The organism is Mesorhizobium sp. M0960 (assembly GCF_040319055.1).
GTDB lineage: Bacteria > Pseudomonadota > Alphaproteobacteria > Rhizobiales > Rhizobiaceae > Mesorhizobium.
In genome coordinates, this window is sequence record NZ_JAMYNN010000020.1 from 1 (window position 1) to 15585 (window position 15585).

Here is a 15585-nt window from a genome sequence, read left to right on the forward strand (position 1 = left end):
ATTGCGGCCCAGCTCGAGAGGAGTTGGGAAGCCACGCTCAGGCGCGTGGAGACCTGCGAGGCCCGGCTGAGCGAAGTCCAGCGTGCGGAGCCTGTCGACGCGGTTCCGGACTTCACGGGCTTCGCCCAGAATCTCGAGGCCACCTGGAACGCGCCGGGTGTCGACATGCGCTGTCGTCAGCAACTGCTGCGCGCGCTCATCAAGGACATCGTGGCCGATGTCGATGACGATGCGCGCGACGTGATCTTGACCATCCACTGGCACGGAGGCCAGCACTCGCAGGTACGGGTTCGCAAGCCCAAATCCGGAGAGCATGGCCAGCGTACGCCTGAGGAGGCTCTGGCGATCATGCGATCCATGGCAACCCGGTGGTCGGATGCCGAAATCGCTGCCACACTCAATCGCATGGGCATGCAGACCGGTCAGGGAAAGACCTGGACCGCGCGTCGCGTCCAATCGCTGCGCACGGTGCACAAGATCAGCGGCTATCGCTCTTCCGACAAGAATGGCGAGTGGCTTACCATGTCGGACGCGGCCGCCCGGCTTGGAGTCTCACACGTCAAAATCCGCCGGTTCATCAGGGATGGCCTCTTGCCTGCCGAGCAGGTCATGCGCGGCGCGGGCCGATTTGACGCGCAATACTCCGCGTCGCATCCACGACGACAACCAGGAATCGCTGTTTTCCGCCATTTGAAAAGGAGGTGCATAATGAATCGGTCTTCGCGCTGAACCGCAAGAATGCGCTCTTCGCCGGCTCAGACGGCGGCGCCGAGCACTGGGCAACGATCGCCTCGCTGATCGAGACATGCAAGCTCAACGGCGTCGAGCCTCATACCTATCTCGCTGACGTGATCGCCCGGATCGTCGCCGGCCATCCACAAAGCCAGATCGACGATCTGCTGCCTTGGGCCTACAGACCTATGCCGCTCAAGGCCGTGGCCTGAGAACAGCGGTTACTCCCGAGAACGTGCGGGAGCGCATCATCGACCTCGCCTTGAACAGGCCGGAACTGTCGCCGCGCGAACTGGCGGTAACGTTCACCGACGCCGAAAGCTATTTTGTCGCAGAGGCTTCGGTCTACCGTCTGCTCAAGACCCATGATCTGATCACCAGCCCTGCCTTCATCGTCATCAAGGCCGCCGACGAGTTCAAGGACAAGACAACGGCGCCCAACCAGCTGTGGCAGACCGACTTTACCCATTTGAAGGTCATCGGCTGGGGCTGGTTCTATCTCTCCACCATTCTGGACGACTTCTCCCGCTACATCATCGCCTGGAAGCTATGCACGACCATGAGGGTGGAGGACGTCACCGACACGCTGAACCTGGCGCTCACGGCATCGGGCTGCGATCGGGCTATCTATCGGCGGCCGCGGCTGCTCTCCGACAACGGCCCGTGCTACGTCGCCGGCGGCCTGGCCGATTGGCTCTCGGATCAAAACATGGAGCACACCCGCGGCGCGCCCAGCCATCCGCAGACGCAGGGCAAGATCGAGCGCTGGCACCAGACGCTGAAGAACCGCATTCTGCTCGAAAACTACTTCCTGCCCGGCGATCTCGACAGGCAGATCGCCGCCTTCGTCGAGCACTACAATCACCGGCGCTACCACGAAAGCCTCGGCAATCTCACCCCGGCCGACGTCTACTTCGGCCGAGGCCAGACCATTCTGTTGCAACGAGAAAAGATCAAACGAAAGACCATCGAACAACGGCGCTTGCGACACCGCAGAGACGCCGCCTAAAATGACACCGAGATGCGCCAGAGCCTCCGCTAAATCAGAGCGCCAGTTGTCTCAAATTCCCTGACGACGGACAGTAGCCGAAGTTCGATGGTGATGCCGTGAGCGCATGGATCCCACCCCATCGTGCTACGGCGACAAACCTTTAAAACGCAATGCCAAGCACGGCTAAACCGAACCTGTCCGGCAGAGCTCGCTTCTTTCCCGTTCTCGCTACTTATCGGTTAAACGCTTGGGTAGAGGTCCGCTTTCGCCTAAATACTTTTTGCTGCGCACCTAACCGTGAGATGGGCGCCATTAACCGCGAGGGGTACCCCATTAATGGAGCTACCTTCGAGGCCAGGAACACCACCGGCTCAGCAATCTCGCGAGCCTGTCCGAACCGTCGCATAGGACAGTGCCAGCAATTACTCATCCGTCTTGCCGTCCCACTTTCCGCCATTGCAATGTCGATATAGCCCGGAGCCACCGCGTTGACTCGTATCAAGTTGGGCGCATGCTCGCGGCACATGATGTGGGTTAGCGACCGAACTCCGCCCCTCGAGGCGGTATAGCCAACGTGCGCAAACCCGCCAGTAAAAGCCACGACCGACAGGATACTGATGACAGCTCCGCGCGTCGTCTTCAGGGCTAGAGGAACGCCGGCGATGTCGAAGGCGCCCGTAGGACCGGACTGACTACCATTTCAGCCGCAGCACCGATCCCCCGGTACACTCAGAAAAGCGACCTTCAACAGCACCTCGCTCGAATCTTTATAACCAGGTCGGGGTGAACTATGGATCGCGGGCGGAATAGGCTCAGAAATCCAAGCGCAGCGGGTTCGGAAACTCTGCGAGCTGCCACCTCGACGGCGTCGGGCGCCAACGCGCGGCCCGCCGCCCTTATGCAGATAATATGCGCATTTAACCGATAGAACGCCGTTTCATGCGATATGGGGAAGGACGCGGTGAAACGTACACGTTTTCTCTTGTTAACAGCCAGCCATGCAGAAACCCTGCGCAGGGCTCATTGATCCGCAATCAATTGCAAGCAGAGACGGTACATGAATCTGGATCGAATTGACCGGAAGATTCTTAATGCTGTGCAGTGCAACAATCGACTTACAACAGAGGAATTAGGCGAGATCGCTGGACTATCCGCTACCGCCTGCCAGAGGAGATTGAAGCGACTTCGAGATGCCTGTGTGGTTGAAGCGGACGTTTCGATAGTTTGTCCAGAAGCCGTCGGACGACCGTTGCTGCTGCTGGTCTCGATCACGCTCGAGCGCGAACGAGCAGGTATTATCGATCGATTTAAGCAGGCGATTCGGCGCATGCCAGAGATCATGTGCGCATATTATGTAACTGGCGACTCTGACTTCATTCTTACGGTATCTGCACATGACATGGTAGAGTGCGAAGCTTTTACTTGGAAATTCTTTTACGAACATCCAGGTTAAGGGATTTAAAACAACCGTGGTGATGGATAGGATCAAAGCATCTTTTGCTTTGCCGGCCGGCGAGTAGTCGAGCCGATCACACGAGGCGATTTTCGATGCCAACTAATCGAAATGTTGCCTCGGTAGAGCGCTCTTACTGTGGCTGCTCGCATCCGAGTGAACGGGGCGCGTGGGCAGCCACCGATCCTCAGATTCCATCTGGGCGGATCGGACGTCTTGAAACAGCACAAACCTGGTTGTCCGCTGAGCCGAATGGCCGTCGCCTGGCCGGTGTCTCGTTCCGCTATCGCTTGATTCGGACTTAGGGCAGAGAGTCCGAGGGAGGATCGTCAGGCACTCAACAACAAGAATCGAGAGGCTGTCGGGGGAGTACCGGTGCGGCGTACTTTAACGTGGTGATATTGTGCGGTAGCGGCCGAAAAAACGCGGCTTTCCTGCGGGGAAGCTAGGCCCTTCGCGCAAAGAAGCTGTTTGGTACTTGTTACATTTGTTGCCATACGGAGGGGCTAGGGTGTCCGATCCAATATACGATGATCTCGATCAACAGGATAAAATCATGAAAGTCTCCGGCGTGAATACGGCCAGTGTCCAAAAAAATCTGGCATTTCCGATCGCCGAGTTTGAGCAACGCCTTAAAGCTGTCCGACAGGAAATGTCAACTCGGCAGCTTGATATGCTGATCGTGACAACTCCCGAAAACATGTATTACCTAACTGGGTTCGATACTCTGGGCTATACCTCTACACAGTTCCTATTAGTGCCACTAGATGGCGATCCGTTCCTTATAACTCGCGCCATAGAGGAGACAAATGTCGTAATATCCTCGTGGACAGAGCAACGGGCTAGTTACATGGATCACGAGTCGCCCATCGAGCTTCTCGCGGAAACCATCAAAAGCAAGGGGTACGCGAACTCGATTATCGGCGTTGAAAAAATAAGCATATTTCTGACCGTCGCCAATTATGAACGACTGAAATATCTACTTCCAAGCACGAAGTTTGAAGACGGTTCCTTGACTGTCGAAAGTGCTAGAGTCGTCAAGTCAGACCTTGAGATCGACTATATCCGTCAAGCTGCCCGAATTGCGGACGCGGGCATGGAGGCTGGCCTTAACCAAGTTCACGTTGGTGCGAGCGAGAATGATATCGCTGCGGAGATTCAGCGAGTTGTGACGATCATGGGCAGCGACTGTACGAGTGGGCCGCCGCTAATTTCATCCGGCGTTCGCACCAGCTACTGCCATGCCACCTGGTCCGGCAGAAAAATTGTGGAAGGTGATCCAGTCCTATTGGAACTATCAGGCAACATCCGGCGCTACAGTGCAGCTGTCATGCGAATTGCCGTCGCCAAGTCAGCCAACCCTGAGTTTGCGCGCATGGAAGATGTATCCCGCAGGGCTTTGGAAAAAATGATTGAAGCCATCCGGCCTGACCGCCCCATGGGAGAAGTTTGGGATGTTTGGTCAAGGACAGTGACCGACGGCGGCTATGAGGGGCGTTTCAAACGGACCGGTTATTCGATCGGAGTTAATTACCCTCCCGATTGGGGCGAGGGCTATATTCTTTCTTTCAAGCGAGGAGAAACTCGGACGCTTCGTCCCAATATGACATTCCATATTCCGTCGATGGTTAAGGTATTTGGCTTTGCAGACGCGGGTACAAGTGAGACCGTGCGCGTGACAGAGACGGGATGTGAAATACTCACCAATGTCGAGCGTAAGATTTACGTTCGGTAAGCGACCATAGTCAACCTCAGAACTGCCGCGGGGTAATGTCGAACCCAATATGCATAGGCTGGATTGTAGTCGGCGTAAGCGGCGTTCTGGGATGGCGACGTCGACCCGTTGCGGCTGAACGCCAGTCGCGAGTAACGCCACAGAGGCTTAAGCTTCTTCGACCTTAAAGGACAACCCTATGCCCATCCTCAATCGCGTCGCCGAGCTTCTCCCTGAGATTGTGGCTTGGCGCCGCGACATCCATGCGCATCCTGAACTGGGCTTTGACGAACATCGCACTTCGGCTTTCGTCGCCGAGCGCCTGCGCGAATTCGGCTGCGACGAGATCGTCACAGACTTCGGTAAGACCGGCGTCATTGGCGTCATCAGGGGCGAGAGGGCCGCGAGCAACGCCAAGGTCATCGGTTTGCGCGCTGACATGGATGCGCTGCCGATAGAGGAAGTGACTGGTTTGCCTTATGCCTCCAAGAACAACGGCGTCATGCATGCCTGCGGACATGACGGTCACACAGCGATGCTGTTGGGCGCAGCGCGTTACCTTTCCGAGACCCGGAATTTTGCTGGCACGGCCGTCTTGATTTTCCAACCAGCAGAGGAACTTGGCGTAGGGGCGGTCGCGATGATACAGGACCGCCTGATGGACCGGTTCGGAATCGAGCAGGTGTTTGGGATGCATGCTTTTCCGGGCTTGCCTATCGGCACCTTTGGAATTAGCCAGGGTCCGACGATGGCGGCAACCGATGAGATCGAGATTCGAGTCGAGGGCCACGGCGGCCATCCCGGGAGGCCCCATGAATGCATTGATTCAATTCATGTTGGAGCGCAGCTTATAGTCGCGATGCAACAAATCTTGGCGCAGAATGTTAGCCCCGTCGATTCGGCCGGCCTTTCGTTTCATCTGTTCCATTCGGGCAACACGCAGAGAATTATTCCCCAGACAGCTGAGCTGCGCGGCAGTATGCGGACGCTTACGCCGGAGGTGCGTCAGCTTATTAAGAAGCGCGTGGGCGAGGTAGTAGCTGGCATCGCGCAGGTAACGGGCGCCAGGATCGATCTAACGATCCAAGACAGCGATGCTGTTGTTTTCAATCACGCTGTGCCCACCAAACTTGCACTTCATGCTGCGAAGGATGTGGCCGGCGAAAACAGCGTCCTCGAAACGCCGCCAGTTATGGTTGGAGAAGATTTCTCCTTCATGGCGCAGGCGCGTCCGGGTGCTTTCATCTGGTGCGGGAATGGCAACAGCGCTGGTTTGCATAACCCCGCTTTCGATTTCAACGATGAGGCTATCCCGTACGGCACATCGTACTGGATCAAGCTAGTAGAAAACACGCTCGGGAGTTAGAATTTTCGTCTCGCCGGCGCCCTGTTGGTGACCGCGACGTCGTTGGCGTTGGGGTTAGGCGCGCCGATCTGGCCACGTTAATACCGACTGCTTTAGCGAAAACGAGTGGGACCGAGAGGTTTGGCAGCTGTGGTGTCGCTCGCTGCGCACACAAATCGCTTTGCGGATCTTACCGATGCGGCGAAAGATATTCGTGTTGCTTCTGTTTCGGCGGATGACCAGCTCTGGCATCGGTCGAAGCTTGCCTGCGATGACCGAGATAGTAGATGCGGTCGTCTCCCATACGCTGCCGCTCGGGCGGAGGGCAAACGCAAATGTCCGTTGATCGCTTCGATCAGATTACTGCGGTGTCCATAACGATTTCGCAATTTCGGCATATCCACGGACAAGAACCTTCGGTCACCTGTTGGCAGCCAGCCGCAACTCAGATCCATTTGAACTGGATCTGACAGGCTGACTAAGGGACTAGGAAAGGGACTCGAAGGTCATCCGAACGAGAGTCGTAATGTCATAGACTGGCAATTTGACTGCACGACGGATTGCGGACGTGACCACCGGAAACAAGGTACATTCGAATAGGATGGCTGCAATATCAGGATGCTCGGCACGAAGCTGCGCGATACAGGCAGCTATATCGATTTCTAGATCAGCAACGCAGCTAGCGATTTCGACCTCGGCGGCTTTATCGGCTTTGTTTTCGGTAGGTTCGGTCGGAGAATGTGGGTGGAATGTCTTAAGCCGCTCCATCAGTTTATTGCCGATGCCACCCCCGATGACCACCCTCTCGCGATCAGCCGGATCGTTTATCCCGAGGAGATCGAAATCGCAGTGAGCTGCATTGGCAGTGATGATAGCGAGCTTAGCAGCCGGCTGCAGCTGGCGCAGCAGAGTTGGAATAAGCAAAAGGCTTGACATCGCGACTGGAATGTCCACTGCTGCAGCGATGGCTGCTTGGTACCTGATCAAGAAACCGCAGTCTGCCGTAATCGCCTTTGCGCCTCTTTCGACCAAACGCTTGGCAGCTTCAATGCAAGGGGACTCAAGCGCTCGATCTCCGCGGAAAACGAATTCGGCCCAAGAACCAGAAACCCTTTCCGATATGATCGGGAAGTTAAATGTAACTGGATTCAACAAGGACCCCGCTGACCATAGCGGCTCTTCGCCGGCCGCAGGCCCCCCCTCCAGTGTGAGAAGCCCAAGACAGTGGAATTTTGTCAAGGTCATCAAAAACCCCGCGTTGAGACCTCCGACAGCGACTTTGGGAACTTAATAACTGTCTGCCGGCCTAGCTTCAACCATTTCATATCTCAGCATTTGGGTTCCGCCTGCCAAGTTGTTTCCGCCGTACCGCGATGTGTCAGCGACGGCCGCCGTCGGTCGAACCAAGACAAACTTAGCATCTCTGATATAGCCGCATCGCGGAAATCGCCGGCTGTCAATGCATGAATAACGACGCTTTTTCGACGAAAACGCACCTTTCCTGCGATTGCTTAGCGGAGCACCATCCGAATACAGCCGGCGACCATTGCGGGAGGTCAGGTCACATCGAATTAGAGCGCTATCCACTTCGGCGAATACAGGATGGCTTGGACGCGCGGCCTCGCTAGTCAACGAGTCAAAGGTTCGACGTCGTGGTGCGCGGACTTCCGCGCAGCCGGGATATGCAGGGAACAACGCGAACGTGTAGGTGCGCACGATCGGACCCGAGCGACGAGTGTTCTGCTAGGGTCGAGGACCGGCCAAGAGCTCTGTCTGAACCAGACTGGCCCGATCTGCTTTCAAAATCACATCGGCCATCTTCTCAGCGACCATTATCGTTGGAATGTTCGTGTTAGCCCGGGGGCAGAATGGCATTACCGAAGCGTCGGCGATTCTCAAGCCCGAAACGCCATGAACGCGCCCAGACGGATCTGTGACAGCGCCAGGATCTGAGGCTGCCCCCATTTTGCAGGTTGACGTCGGATGAGAACTTCCGATGACGTTTAAACGTACGAATTGATCTAGCTGTTCTTCATTATTAAGAAGGTCAGAAATGCTCTGGCCATCCGTTATTACTTGCCTGATGAGCCAACGCCGCAGCTGCGGAGAGCTGTCCATAAGCCGCGCCAGTATTGAGGTTAGCACGTAATTTTTTCGAGTGATCCGGCTCACCCGTTTCGCTCGAGTGTTCCAGGCTGAGGGGAACGCATCGATCGCCATAGAAGACAGTGAACTCTGCTGCAGCAGTCGGGCCATGAGGCGAAACCCTTGCTTCAATCGCTCGATGTCACGCTTGTCACTCAACCAGTTAAAATTCACCTCCGACTCAATGGTGTGAGCGCGATCCTTGAGCGTGATGGCTCCGGTCGAATAACTGCGATTGACCCACAATGAAAGGGTTCCGAGGCGCTGCCCAACCGGGTGCCAAGACGACTTAGCAAGAGCTGATATTGCCATATCTGTCGAAGGGCAGCCATCGTAACCCGACGAGTAGCGAGCATGCATTTGGATGTGCCCGCTGACATCGGGTGACATGCGATCGCCTGGCTTCAAATAGGCAGAAAGGGAGATGGCGGCGTGCTCCTGGAGATTCTGCCCCACACCCTTCAAGTCGGCAACGATTGGAATTCCGAGTTTCGTCAATTGCTCCGCCGCACCGATTCCGGAACGCATCAGTAAGGCGGGTGAATGGAGCGTCCCGGCACAAAGGATCACCGTTGACGCACTAAACGACTGCCGGCCGGACTTGCTCTCCGTCTCAACACCCGTGACCATAGTCCCCGAAGACGTCAGTTGCACAACGGTGGTACCCGACAAGATTGCTAAGTTGGACCGAGAGCGGACGGTTTCAGACAAGTAAGCCATCGCCGCGGAGACGCGTTGGCCGTTGCGGGCGGTCAACGGAACCACGGAGTAACCGTCGCCGAATGCTCCATTGAAGTCAGGTCTGAAATGAATGCCTAAAGCGTCGTAGGCTTCTGACACTGCTCGGATAAAGCCGGACCAGTCCGATCGCCGCACACGTTGGATTGGTAGCGGCCCGTCCCTGCCGTGGAATTCGTCAGTGAAATCCAAATCGCTTTCGAGACGAAGGAAATAAGGCAAGACTTCCTCCCAGCCCCAGCCGGTTGCACCGCTCGACGCCCACCCATCGTAGTCTTCGGGACCACCGCGATTTGCTACTAGGCCATTGATGCTGGAGCCGCCGCCAAGGATACGGGCTTGTTCGTAGTAAATTGGCTTGCGGCCATCCCCGACAGTCGTCACTTCTAATGACGGCCACTGATAGTCGGCATTGAGGTAGGCGCGCGTTGGGTTGGCGTCGAGGATATCCTCGGGAATGGCGTTCGGTGGGGTGTCGGAGCCGGCCTCGATGAGCAGCACCCGACTTCCTTGCGCGGAAAGCCTATTTGCCATCACGCAACCCGAGGAACCGCCACCGACGATGATATAATCAAAAACCAATACCAACCCCTATTTCCCACCGTCAAACTGGACCGAACGAAAGCACGGCAATGCCGGGCTCTGCTTAATGAGTGCTCATACTAGGCTCGCAAAGTGCCACTCACGCCGGCTCGCCTAGGTGAGTGTAGCAGCACCGCAAAGCAAACCGTATGCAAGCGACTCCCATTTGCGCTCAGAAAATCGGCGTCTCATGTGTGCGGACGCCGGAATTCGACGAGAGAGCGGGAACCTACGAGGTTAAAAGTTCCGTGGCAGCCCTCAGATCGTGTGGGGCTGCTGGCAACAGCGGAGCGATGCAAAAGCCACGCGACTTGCTGTTTCATCCACGGATGAAGTGACGATTAAGTGCCCAAGAAGATCCTGGAGCTGCACCATCAGCTCGGGCTCGATTTAAGTGGCATCCTCCCGGGTTACGATGAGCGCGGGACTTGCGATTTTGCTGCGGCGTCGGGAGGGCGTAGCCCGACCAGAGCTGCAGCCCGCGCGGCATAAATAAGCCACGTCGGCGTGCGCCCGTCAAGGCTCGAATGCGGGCGCCCGATCGACGCGCGGGCCTCGAACACGCTGTCGTAGGCGCGCAGATAGACCTCGTTGTATTTGATCGTGCGCCACAGCCGCTCGACCAAGACGTTGTCGCGCCAGGCACCTTCGTAATCCATGCTGATGAACATGCTCGCCGCCGTCAGCACGCCTAAACTCGAGGCTGGTGAACTGGCTGTCCTGGTCCGTGTTGAAGATCTCCGTCGGCCAAGTCTGGCCAGGCCTCCTCCAGCGCTTCGACGCAAAACACCGCCTCCATCGTGATTGAGACCCGATGGGCCAGCACCCGCTGGCTGAACACGTCGACGACGGCTGCCGGAAAGACGAGGCCGCGCCGCATCGGGATATAGCTGATGTTCATCGCCCAAGGCATGGTTCGGCCGTGCGATCTTCGTGCCGCGTAACCGATACGGCTAGATCTTGTGGCCCGCAGCTGGCTTGCTCGTGTTCGGGCGCCGATAGATCGCAGAAAATCCCCATGGCTTCATCAGCCTCGCGACATGGCGGCGGCCGACCACGACACCCGCTCGCCGCAGCAGCGCCCGAAGCGTCCGCGCCCGACGATGGGGGTAATCGAGATGCAACTCGTCGAGCCGGCGCATCAGCGCCAGGTCCTCGGCCGAGACCGGCCGGGGCTTATAGTAGACCCTACTGCGGGCAAGGCCGAGCTTCTTGGCTTGCTCCACGATCGGAAAGGCGTGCTCGCGGTCGATCATCGTTTTGCGCTCAACAGGCCGGCTTTGCTGAGCGCTCCCTCTAAAAATCGTTGACCAGCGTCAGTTCGCCGATCTTGGCATGCAGCGCCTTCAAATCGACCGGCACTTCGGTCGCCCCCGCCCTGTCCGGCCCGAACACCCCGGCCGCGCTTTCCAGCAGATGGTTCTTCCAGGTCGTGATCTGGTTCGGGTGAACGTCGAACTGTTGCGCCAGCTCGGCCAGCGACTTCTCCCCTCCTTCATCACGGCGGCCAAGCCACCTTCGCCTTGAAAGCCGGTGAAGGCGTCCGGCGGCTTCTCTTCGTCATGTCTGCTCCTGATTCGCAGCGAGAAACCTCGCCGCCGTCAGGCATGAAATCCACTTATGCCACCGTCCGAATTTGCGGAGCCAGCTCTGATCGCGCCGCACCAGCGCCTCGAGATCAACGCAACTGAACAACTCGCCAGGCCGTTCGTCCCGCCGCGCATGTCTCATTCTCCTCCCCGGAGAAACTGAATCACGCTCACAGCCCGGCTCGAGCTACTTTTCAGAAGCGTTCAGGTGAAAACCGCTCGTCATATTGCACATCATCGTCCCACTTTCGATGACATGGAGACTCTCCAAACACCAAGCGGTCCAGGGCTGCATAAGGCGCTGGCCTCTCCCTATACGTCTATGTCGATTGGCACGGCCAAAGTCACCTTAGTCCGATCCATTACCACCAAGGTTGTATAGTTCTTGACAGCGGGGCTATCGAAGAAAAACCGACGAGTAAATGCCTCATAGTCGAGCAAGTCACGCACTGACACGAGGAGAACAAAATCAGCATTGCCTGTCACAGTATATGCGCTCATGACTTCAGGCGCGCGCCGTATAGCCTGCTTAAATCGATCAAACGTGTCGGAGCGATAGGACTCAAGATCGACCAAAATCAGCATCATTAAGGGCCGGCCCACAGCTTCAGGCGACACTACCGAAACGTCAGCCTCAATCACCCTAGCTTCCCGAAGCTGCTTCAATCGCCGTTGACAAGCGGTAGACGAGATGCCGGCGATTTGCCCCAATTCTTCCGTTGTCTGGCGGTTGTTACGCTGAACGGCGCTCAAAATCTTCAGGTCAATTCGGTCCAAATCCATCGTTGATCTCCGCAGAAAGTCAAACATGCGCATGAAAGATGCGCTTCGCCATCGCCACTGACGGAAGTGTCAGACGAACATGCTGAGCAGGGCGCGACAGAGGTGACAACCTGAGATCCCGGACCATGGAAAATACTGGGTACCCCCTCGGCTTCGAAGGCAACGCTGCACAAAGAAGAGCATTCATGCCTTTGCCCGCTTCAAGTATTAGCAAGCCCGATTTTGCCCAGTTCGTCCATCATGAATTAAACCCGTGTACGATTATCCTCAAAGCAGCCCGCCAGGTGGCGTCGAGCATTGGCGTGTTAACGGCCATCCGGGTATTAATAAGATCTTACGATCACAAATTAAGGACGGGGGAAACCCCCAATGTTTCGTTACTCCCTGCCGCATATATGCGCAGCAGCCAAAACTTCGCATCTTTGCTGCATTTTGCCAACCAAAATTTGCGCAAGCCGGCCAAGCAAGCGGGCTATCTTCGCTAGGACGGCAACTGATGCGCCTGAACCCACCCACGGAACCCGGCCTGATATATTTGCAGGCTGCTAACTCGAAGGAGTATGCCCCATGAACAAGCAGGTCGCCCCAATCAACCATGTAAGCCTTGCGGTCTTTGATCGCCTTGAATCAGAGGTGCGCAGCTACATCAGGTCCTTCCCCGTCATGTTCGATCGCGGTGTTGGGACCACTTTAATAGCTGCAGATGGTCGGGAGTACCTCGATTTCTTTGGTGGTGCAGGCGCCTTGAATTACGGGCACAACAACCCTGCTTTCAAGAAGGCGTTGCTGGAGTATATCGAGCGCGATGGAATCGTGCACGGGCTCGATCTTGCCACCACTGCCAAGAAGGCCTTTATTGAAGCTTTCGAGCAGTATATTCTGAAGCCGCGTGGTCTCTCATACAAATTGCAGTTTCCCGGTCCAACGGGTACGAATGCAGTCGAAGCGGCACTGAAACTAGCTCGCCAAGTGGCCGGCAGGTCAAACATTGTCTCCTTTACAAACTCGTTTCATGGCGAAAGCGCAGGAGCCCTGGCGGCAACCTCAAACAAGGAACACCGAACTGCTGCCGGCTTTCCCCTCGCCCACGTCACAACGTTGCCGTATGAGGGGTATCTCGGAGCTTCCGTTGACACGATCAGGTACTTTGAGAAGCTTCTCGATGATCCGAACAGCGGCCTCGACAAACCGGCTGCAGTCATATTGGAAGCAGTCCAAGGTGAAGGCGGCATCAACGCTGCCAGCGTTGATTGGCTGCAACGGCTCCGCGAGCTGACTTCGCGTCACGGAATTCTCATGATCCTGGACGACATTCAGGCCGGCGTCGGTCGCGCGGGCAAATTCTTCAGTTTCGAAGCAGCCGCGATTGTGCCGGACATCGTTACCCTGTCCAAGTCGTTGTCGGCGATCGGAACGCCGATGGCCCTTGTTCTCATCAAGCCTGAACTTGACCTTTGGGCGCCTGCCGCGCACACCGGCACGTTCAGAGGTAACAATTATGCTTTCGTTACCGCTCGTGCGGCTCTTGAGACCTACTGGTCCGACTCGAAATTCGAGGCGGAGATCGCGCGCAAGTCTGCGATCTTGGCTACAGAGCTCAAGTCGATCACGGCCGACTTCCCTGCCCTTGAACTGAGCTTACGAGGCCGCGGATTGATGTATGGGCTCGTCTCGCCAAAGCACCACGCGTTACCGGCCCTTGTTTCGCAGGAAGCCTTCCGTCGCGGTTTGGTTATCGAGACTGCCGGTTCCTACGGTGAAGTGCTGAAGTTCATGACTGCGCTTACTATCGCCGATGCCGACCTGCGTCGTGGTCTGTCCATCATTCGCGACAGCATCGAGGCGGTGCAAGGCAGTCTGCCACCAAGCCTTCGCAAGTAGAGACCAGTATTCAGTCCATACCGATCCTCAAGGGTCGGCTTTGGCTTGATAATCGACAAAGTACCGGTGGTGCGGCCTGTCTGCACCACCGCGAATACGGCAGGACACCGCGATTGCGGATCCAGCGCGAGGGAGGGCTGAATGGCGAATACCGCAGTGATCAAAAATTACATCGATGGGATGTGGCAGGATTGTGTATCCGGTGCACGGATCGAGGTCGATGACCCCGCGACCGGCGAGACTATTGCGGTTATAGCAGAAGCAGGACCCAGAGACGTCGAACTCGCCGTTGCTGCCGCCCACCGCGTTTTTCGCGACCGCGTTCTGATAGACATGCATCCCTATGATCGCGGGCGCATGCTGTTTCGAGTTGCCGACGCCCTTGAAGCGCGCCACGAGGAGATAGCGAGCGTCAACTGCGCCGAGACGGGGAAGGGTCTAGATCTCGCCCGCGACGAAGTTCGGACCGCGATCAGATACCTGCGCTACTATGGCGGCCTGGCCGACAAGCTCGAAGGGCGCTCGATACCACGCGGGGCCAACCTGGTCGACTACACTGTCAGAAGTCCCTTTGGTGTGTCTGCTCAAATCGTTCCGTGGAATGGTCCCCTTGAACTGACGGCCCGCTCGCTAGCCTGCGCCATCGCAACCGGCAACTCAGTTGTGGTGAAGTCGCCAGAACTGGCTCCGCTATCCGGAGTTGAACTTGCAAGGGCCTGCGAGGCTGCCGGGGTTCCTGCCGGAGCCGTCAACGTGCTCACTGGATACGGCCAAACGGCAGGCCAGGCGCTGATCGAACACCCCGATGTTCGCCACATCGTTTTCACGGGCTCGCTAGCCACCGGACGAACGGTCCTCAGGAGCGCTTCAGAGCGCGTCGTGCCTTGCATAATGGAGCTCGGCGGCAAGTCGGCTGCAGTCGTCTATTCCGATGCCGATCTCGATTGCGTTGTGGAAGCGGTTCGCATCGGGACCTTCTTAAATGCAGGCCAGAATTGCAACAACCTTACGCGTCTGATTGTGGAGGATTCTATTGCGGACGAGCTGGTCGAACGGGTGAAAGTCCGCGTCGAAGGGCTGTCGATCGGTCCAGGTCGCCAGAACTGCGACATCACCCCGATGATCTCCCAAAAACAGCGACAGGGAGTCGAACGGGCTTGCCAGGAGGCCCTCTCGCAGGGTGCACGGCTCGTGACCGGCGGGACTGTACTTTCGGAACGGAGCGGCTATTTCATGGCGGCAACAGTATTTGCAGATGTGGCGCGGCAGAGCAGTCTCTTCCAGAAGGAAGTATTCGGCCCTGTTCTCTCGGTCACCACGTTCGATGATCCGTTAATGGCGGTCGAACTCGCGAACGATACCGATCAAGGCTTGGCAGCAGGTGTATTCACGAGAAATATCAACCAGGCCCTTTGGACCGCCGATCGCCTTTGGGCTGGCCAAGTGTACGTGAATGGATGGTATGTCGGCGGTGTAGAAACGCCGTTCGGTGGAGTGAAGCAGTCAGGATACGGACGAGAAAAGGGCCAGGAGGCGCTGGACGGCTACGTCCAGACGCGAAACATCGGCATCCAGATCTCGCAAGCCGAATGCGGCTCCGTCAGCAGTAGGCCGAGATGACGTTGATTTTTG

10 protein-coding genes and 4 pseudogenes are annotated in these 15585 nt (G+C 56.9%); 9 read left to right on the forward strand and 5 right to left on the reverse strand.

Translation table 11 applies throughout. From position 1 onward, the window contains the following. From NKH63_RS26100 to NKH63_RS26110, 3 genes and pseudogenes are all read left to right on the forward strand, one after another. Positions 1-729: helix-turn-helix domain-containing protein (locus NKH63_RS26100; RefSeq protein WP_352919251.1), on the forward strand; the 729-nt coding region annotated here is incomplete at its 5' end. Next, a pseudogene (locus tag NKH63_RS26105) lies at positions 723-944 on the forward strand (transposase domain-containing protein); the annotation flags it as partial. The gene NKH63_RS26100 and the pseudogene NKH63_RS26105, both read left to right, overlap by 7 nt. A gap of 14 nt (positions 945-958) precedes the next feature. Then, positions 959-1741, forward strand: a pseudogene (locus tag NKH63_RS26110) (IS3 family transposase); the annotation flags it as partial. Between the two features lie 214 nt (positions 1742-1955). Here the strand turns inward: NKH63_RS26110 and NKH63_RS26115 are convergent. Next, complete coding sequence (locus tag NKH63_RS26115) at positions 1956-2324, reverse strand: SDR family oxidoreductase (protein ID WP_352919253.1); 369 nt, start codon at positions 2322-2324, stop codon at positions 1956-1958. A gap of 456 nt (positions 2325-2780) precedes the next feature. Here NKH63_RS26115 and NKH63_RS26120 point away from each other — a divergent pair. The 3 genes and pseudogenes from NKH63_RS26120 (at position 2781) to NKH63_RS26130 (ending at position 6256) form a co-directional block, all read left to right on the forward strand. Then, positions 2781-3243, forward strand: a pseudogene (locus NKH63_RS26120) (Lrp/AsnC family transcriptional regulator). A 489-nt stretch (positions 3244-3732) separates the two neighbouring features. Further along, complete coding sequence (locus NKH63_RS26125; RefSeq protein ID WP_352919255.1) at positions 3733-4911, forward strand: M24 family metallopeptidase; 1179 nt, start codon at positions 3733-3735, stop codon at positions 4909-4911. Positions 4912-5089: 178 nt separating this feature from the next. Beyond that, on the forward strand, positions 5090-6256 hold the full coding sequence (locus NKH63_RS26130; protein ID WP_352919258.1) for a M20 aminoacylase family protein: 1167 nt from the start codon (positions 5090-5092) through the stop codon (positions 6254-6256). Positions 6257-6721: 465 nt separating this feature from the next. On the opposite strand, the gene NKH63_RS26135 is transcribed toward NKH63_RS26130, so the two are convergent. The 4 genes and pseudogenes from NKH63_RS26135 to NKH63_RS26150 all read right to left on the reverse strand — a co-directional run bounded on the left by NKH63_RS26135 (position 6722) and on the right by NKH63_RS26150 (position 12072). Further along, the gene (locus NKH63_RS26135; RefSeq protein WP_352919261.1) at positions 6722-7480 is read right to left on the reverse strand and encodes an aspartate/glutamate racemase family protein; all 759 of its coding nucleotides are present in this window, start codon (positions 7478-7480) and stop codon (positions 6722-6724) included. A gap of 498 nt (positions 7481-7978) precedes the next feature. Beyond that, positions 7979-9700, reverse strand: coding sequence for a GMC family oxidoreductase (locus tag NKH63_RS26140; RefSeq protein ID WP_502896365.1), 1722 nt, complete (start codon positions 9698-9700; stop codon positions 7979-7981). Between the two features lie 410 nt (positions 9701-10110). Then, positions 10111-11264: pseudogene (locus tag NKH63_RS26145) on the reverse strand (IS3 family transposase). A 337-nt stretch (positions 11265-11601) separates the two neighbouring features. Continuing rightward, complete coding sequence (locus NKH63_RS26150) at positions 11602-12072, reverse strand: Lrp/AsnC family transcriptional regulator (protein WP_352919267.1); 471 nt, start codon at positions 12070-12072, stop codon at positions 11602-11604. A gap of 125 nt (positions 12073-12197) precedes the next feature. Here NKH63_RS26150 and NKH63_RS26155 point away from each other — a divergent pair, with 125 nt between their 5' ends. The 3 genes from NKH63_RS26155 to NKH63_RS26165 all read left to right on the forward strand — a co-directional run bounded on the left by NKH63_RS26155 (position 12198) and on the right by NKH63_RS26165 (position 15573). Beyond that, complete coding sequence (locus NKH63_RS26155; protein WP_352919270.1) at positions 12198-12557, forward strand: hypothetical protein; 360 nt, start codon at positions 12198-12200, stop codon at positions 12555-12557. 82 nt (positions 12558-12639) lie between these two features. Further along, the gene (gene ectB, locus NKH63_RS26160) at positions 12640-13953 is read left to right on the forward strand and encodes a diaminobutyrate--2-oxoglutarate transaminase (protein ID WP_352919273.1); all 1314 of its coding nucleotides are present in this window, start codon (positions 12640-12642) and stop codon (positions 13951-13953) included. A 141-nt stretch (positions 13954-14094) separates the two neighbouring features. Further along, the gene (locus tag NKH63_RS26165; protein ID WP_352919276.1) at positions 14095-15573 is read left to right on the forward strand and encodes an aldehyde dehydrogenase family protein; all 1479 of its coding nucleotides are present in this window, start codon (positions 14095-14097) and stop codon (positions 15571-15573) included. Positions 15574-15585 lie beyond the last annotated feature (12 nt).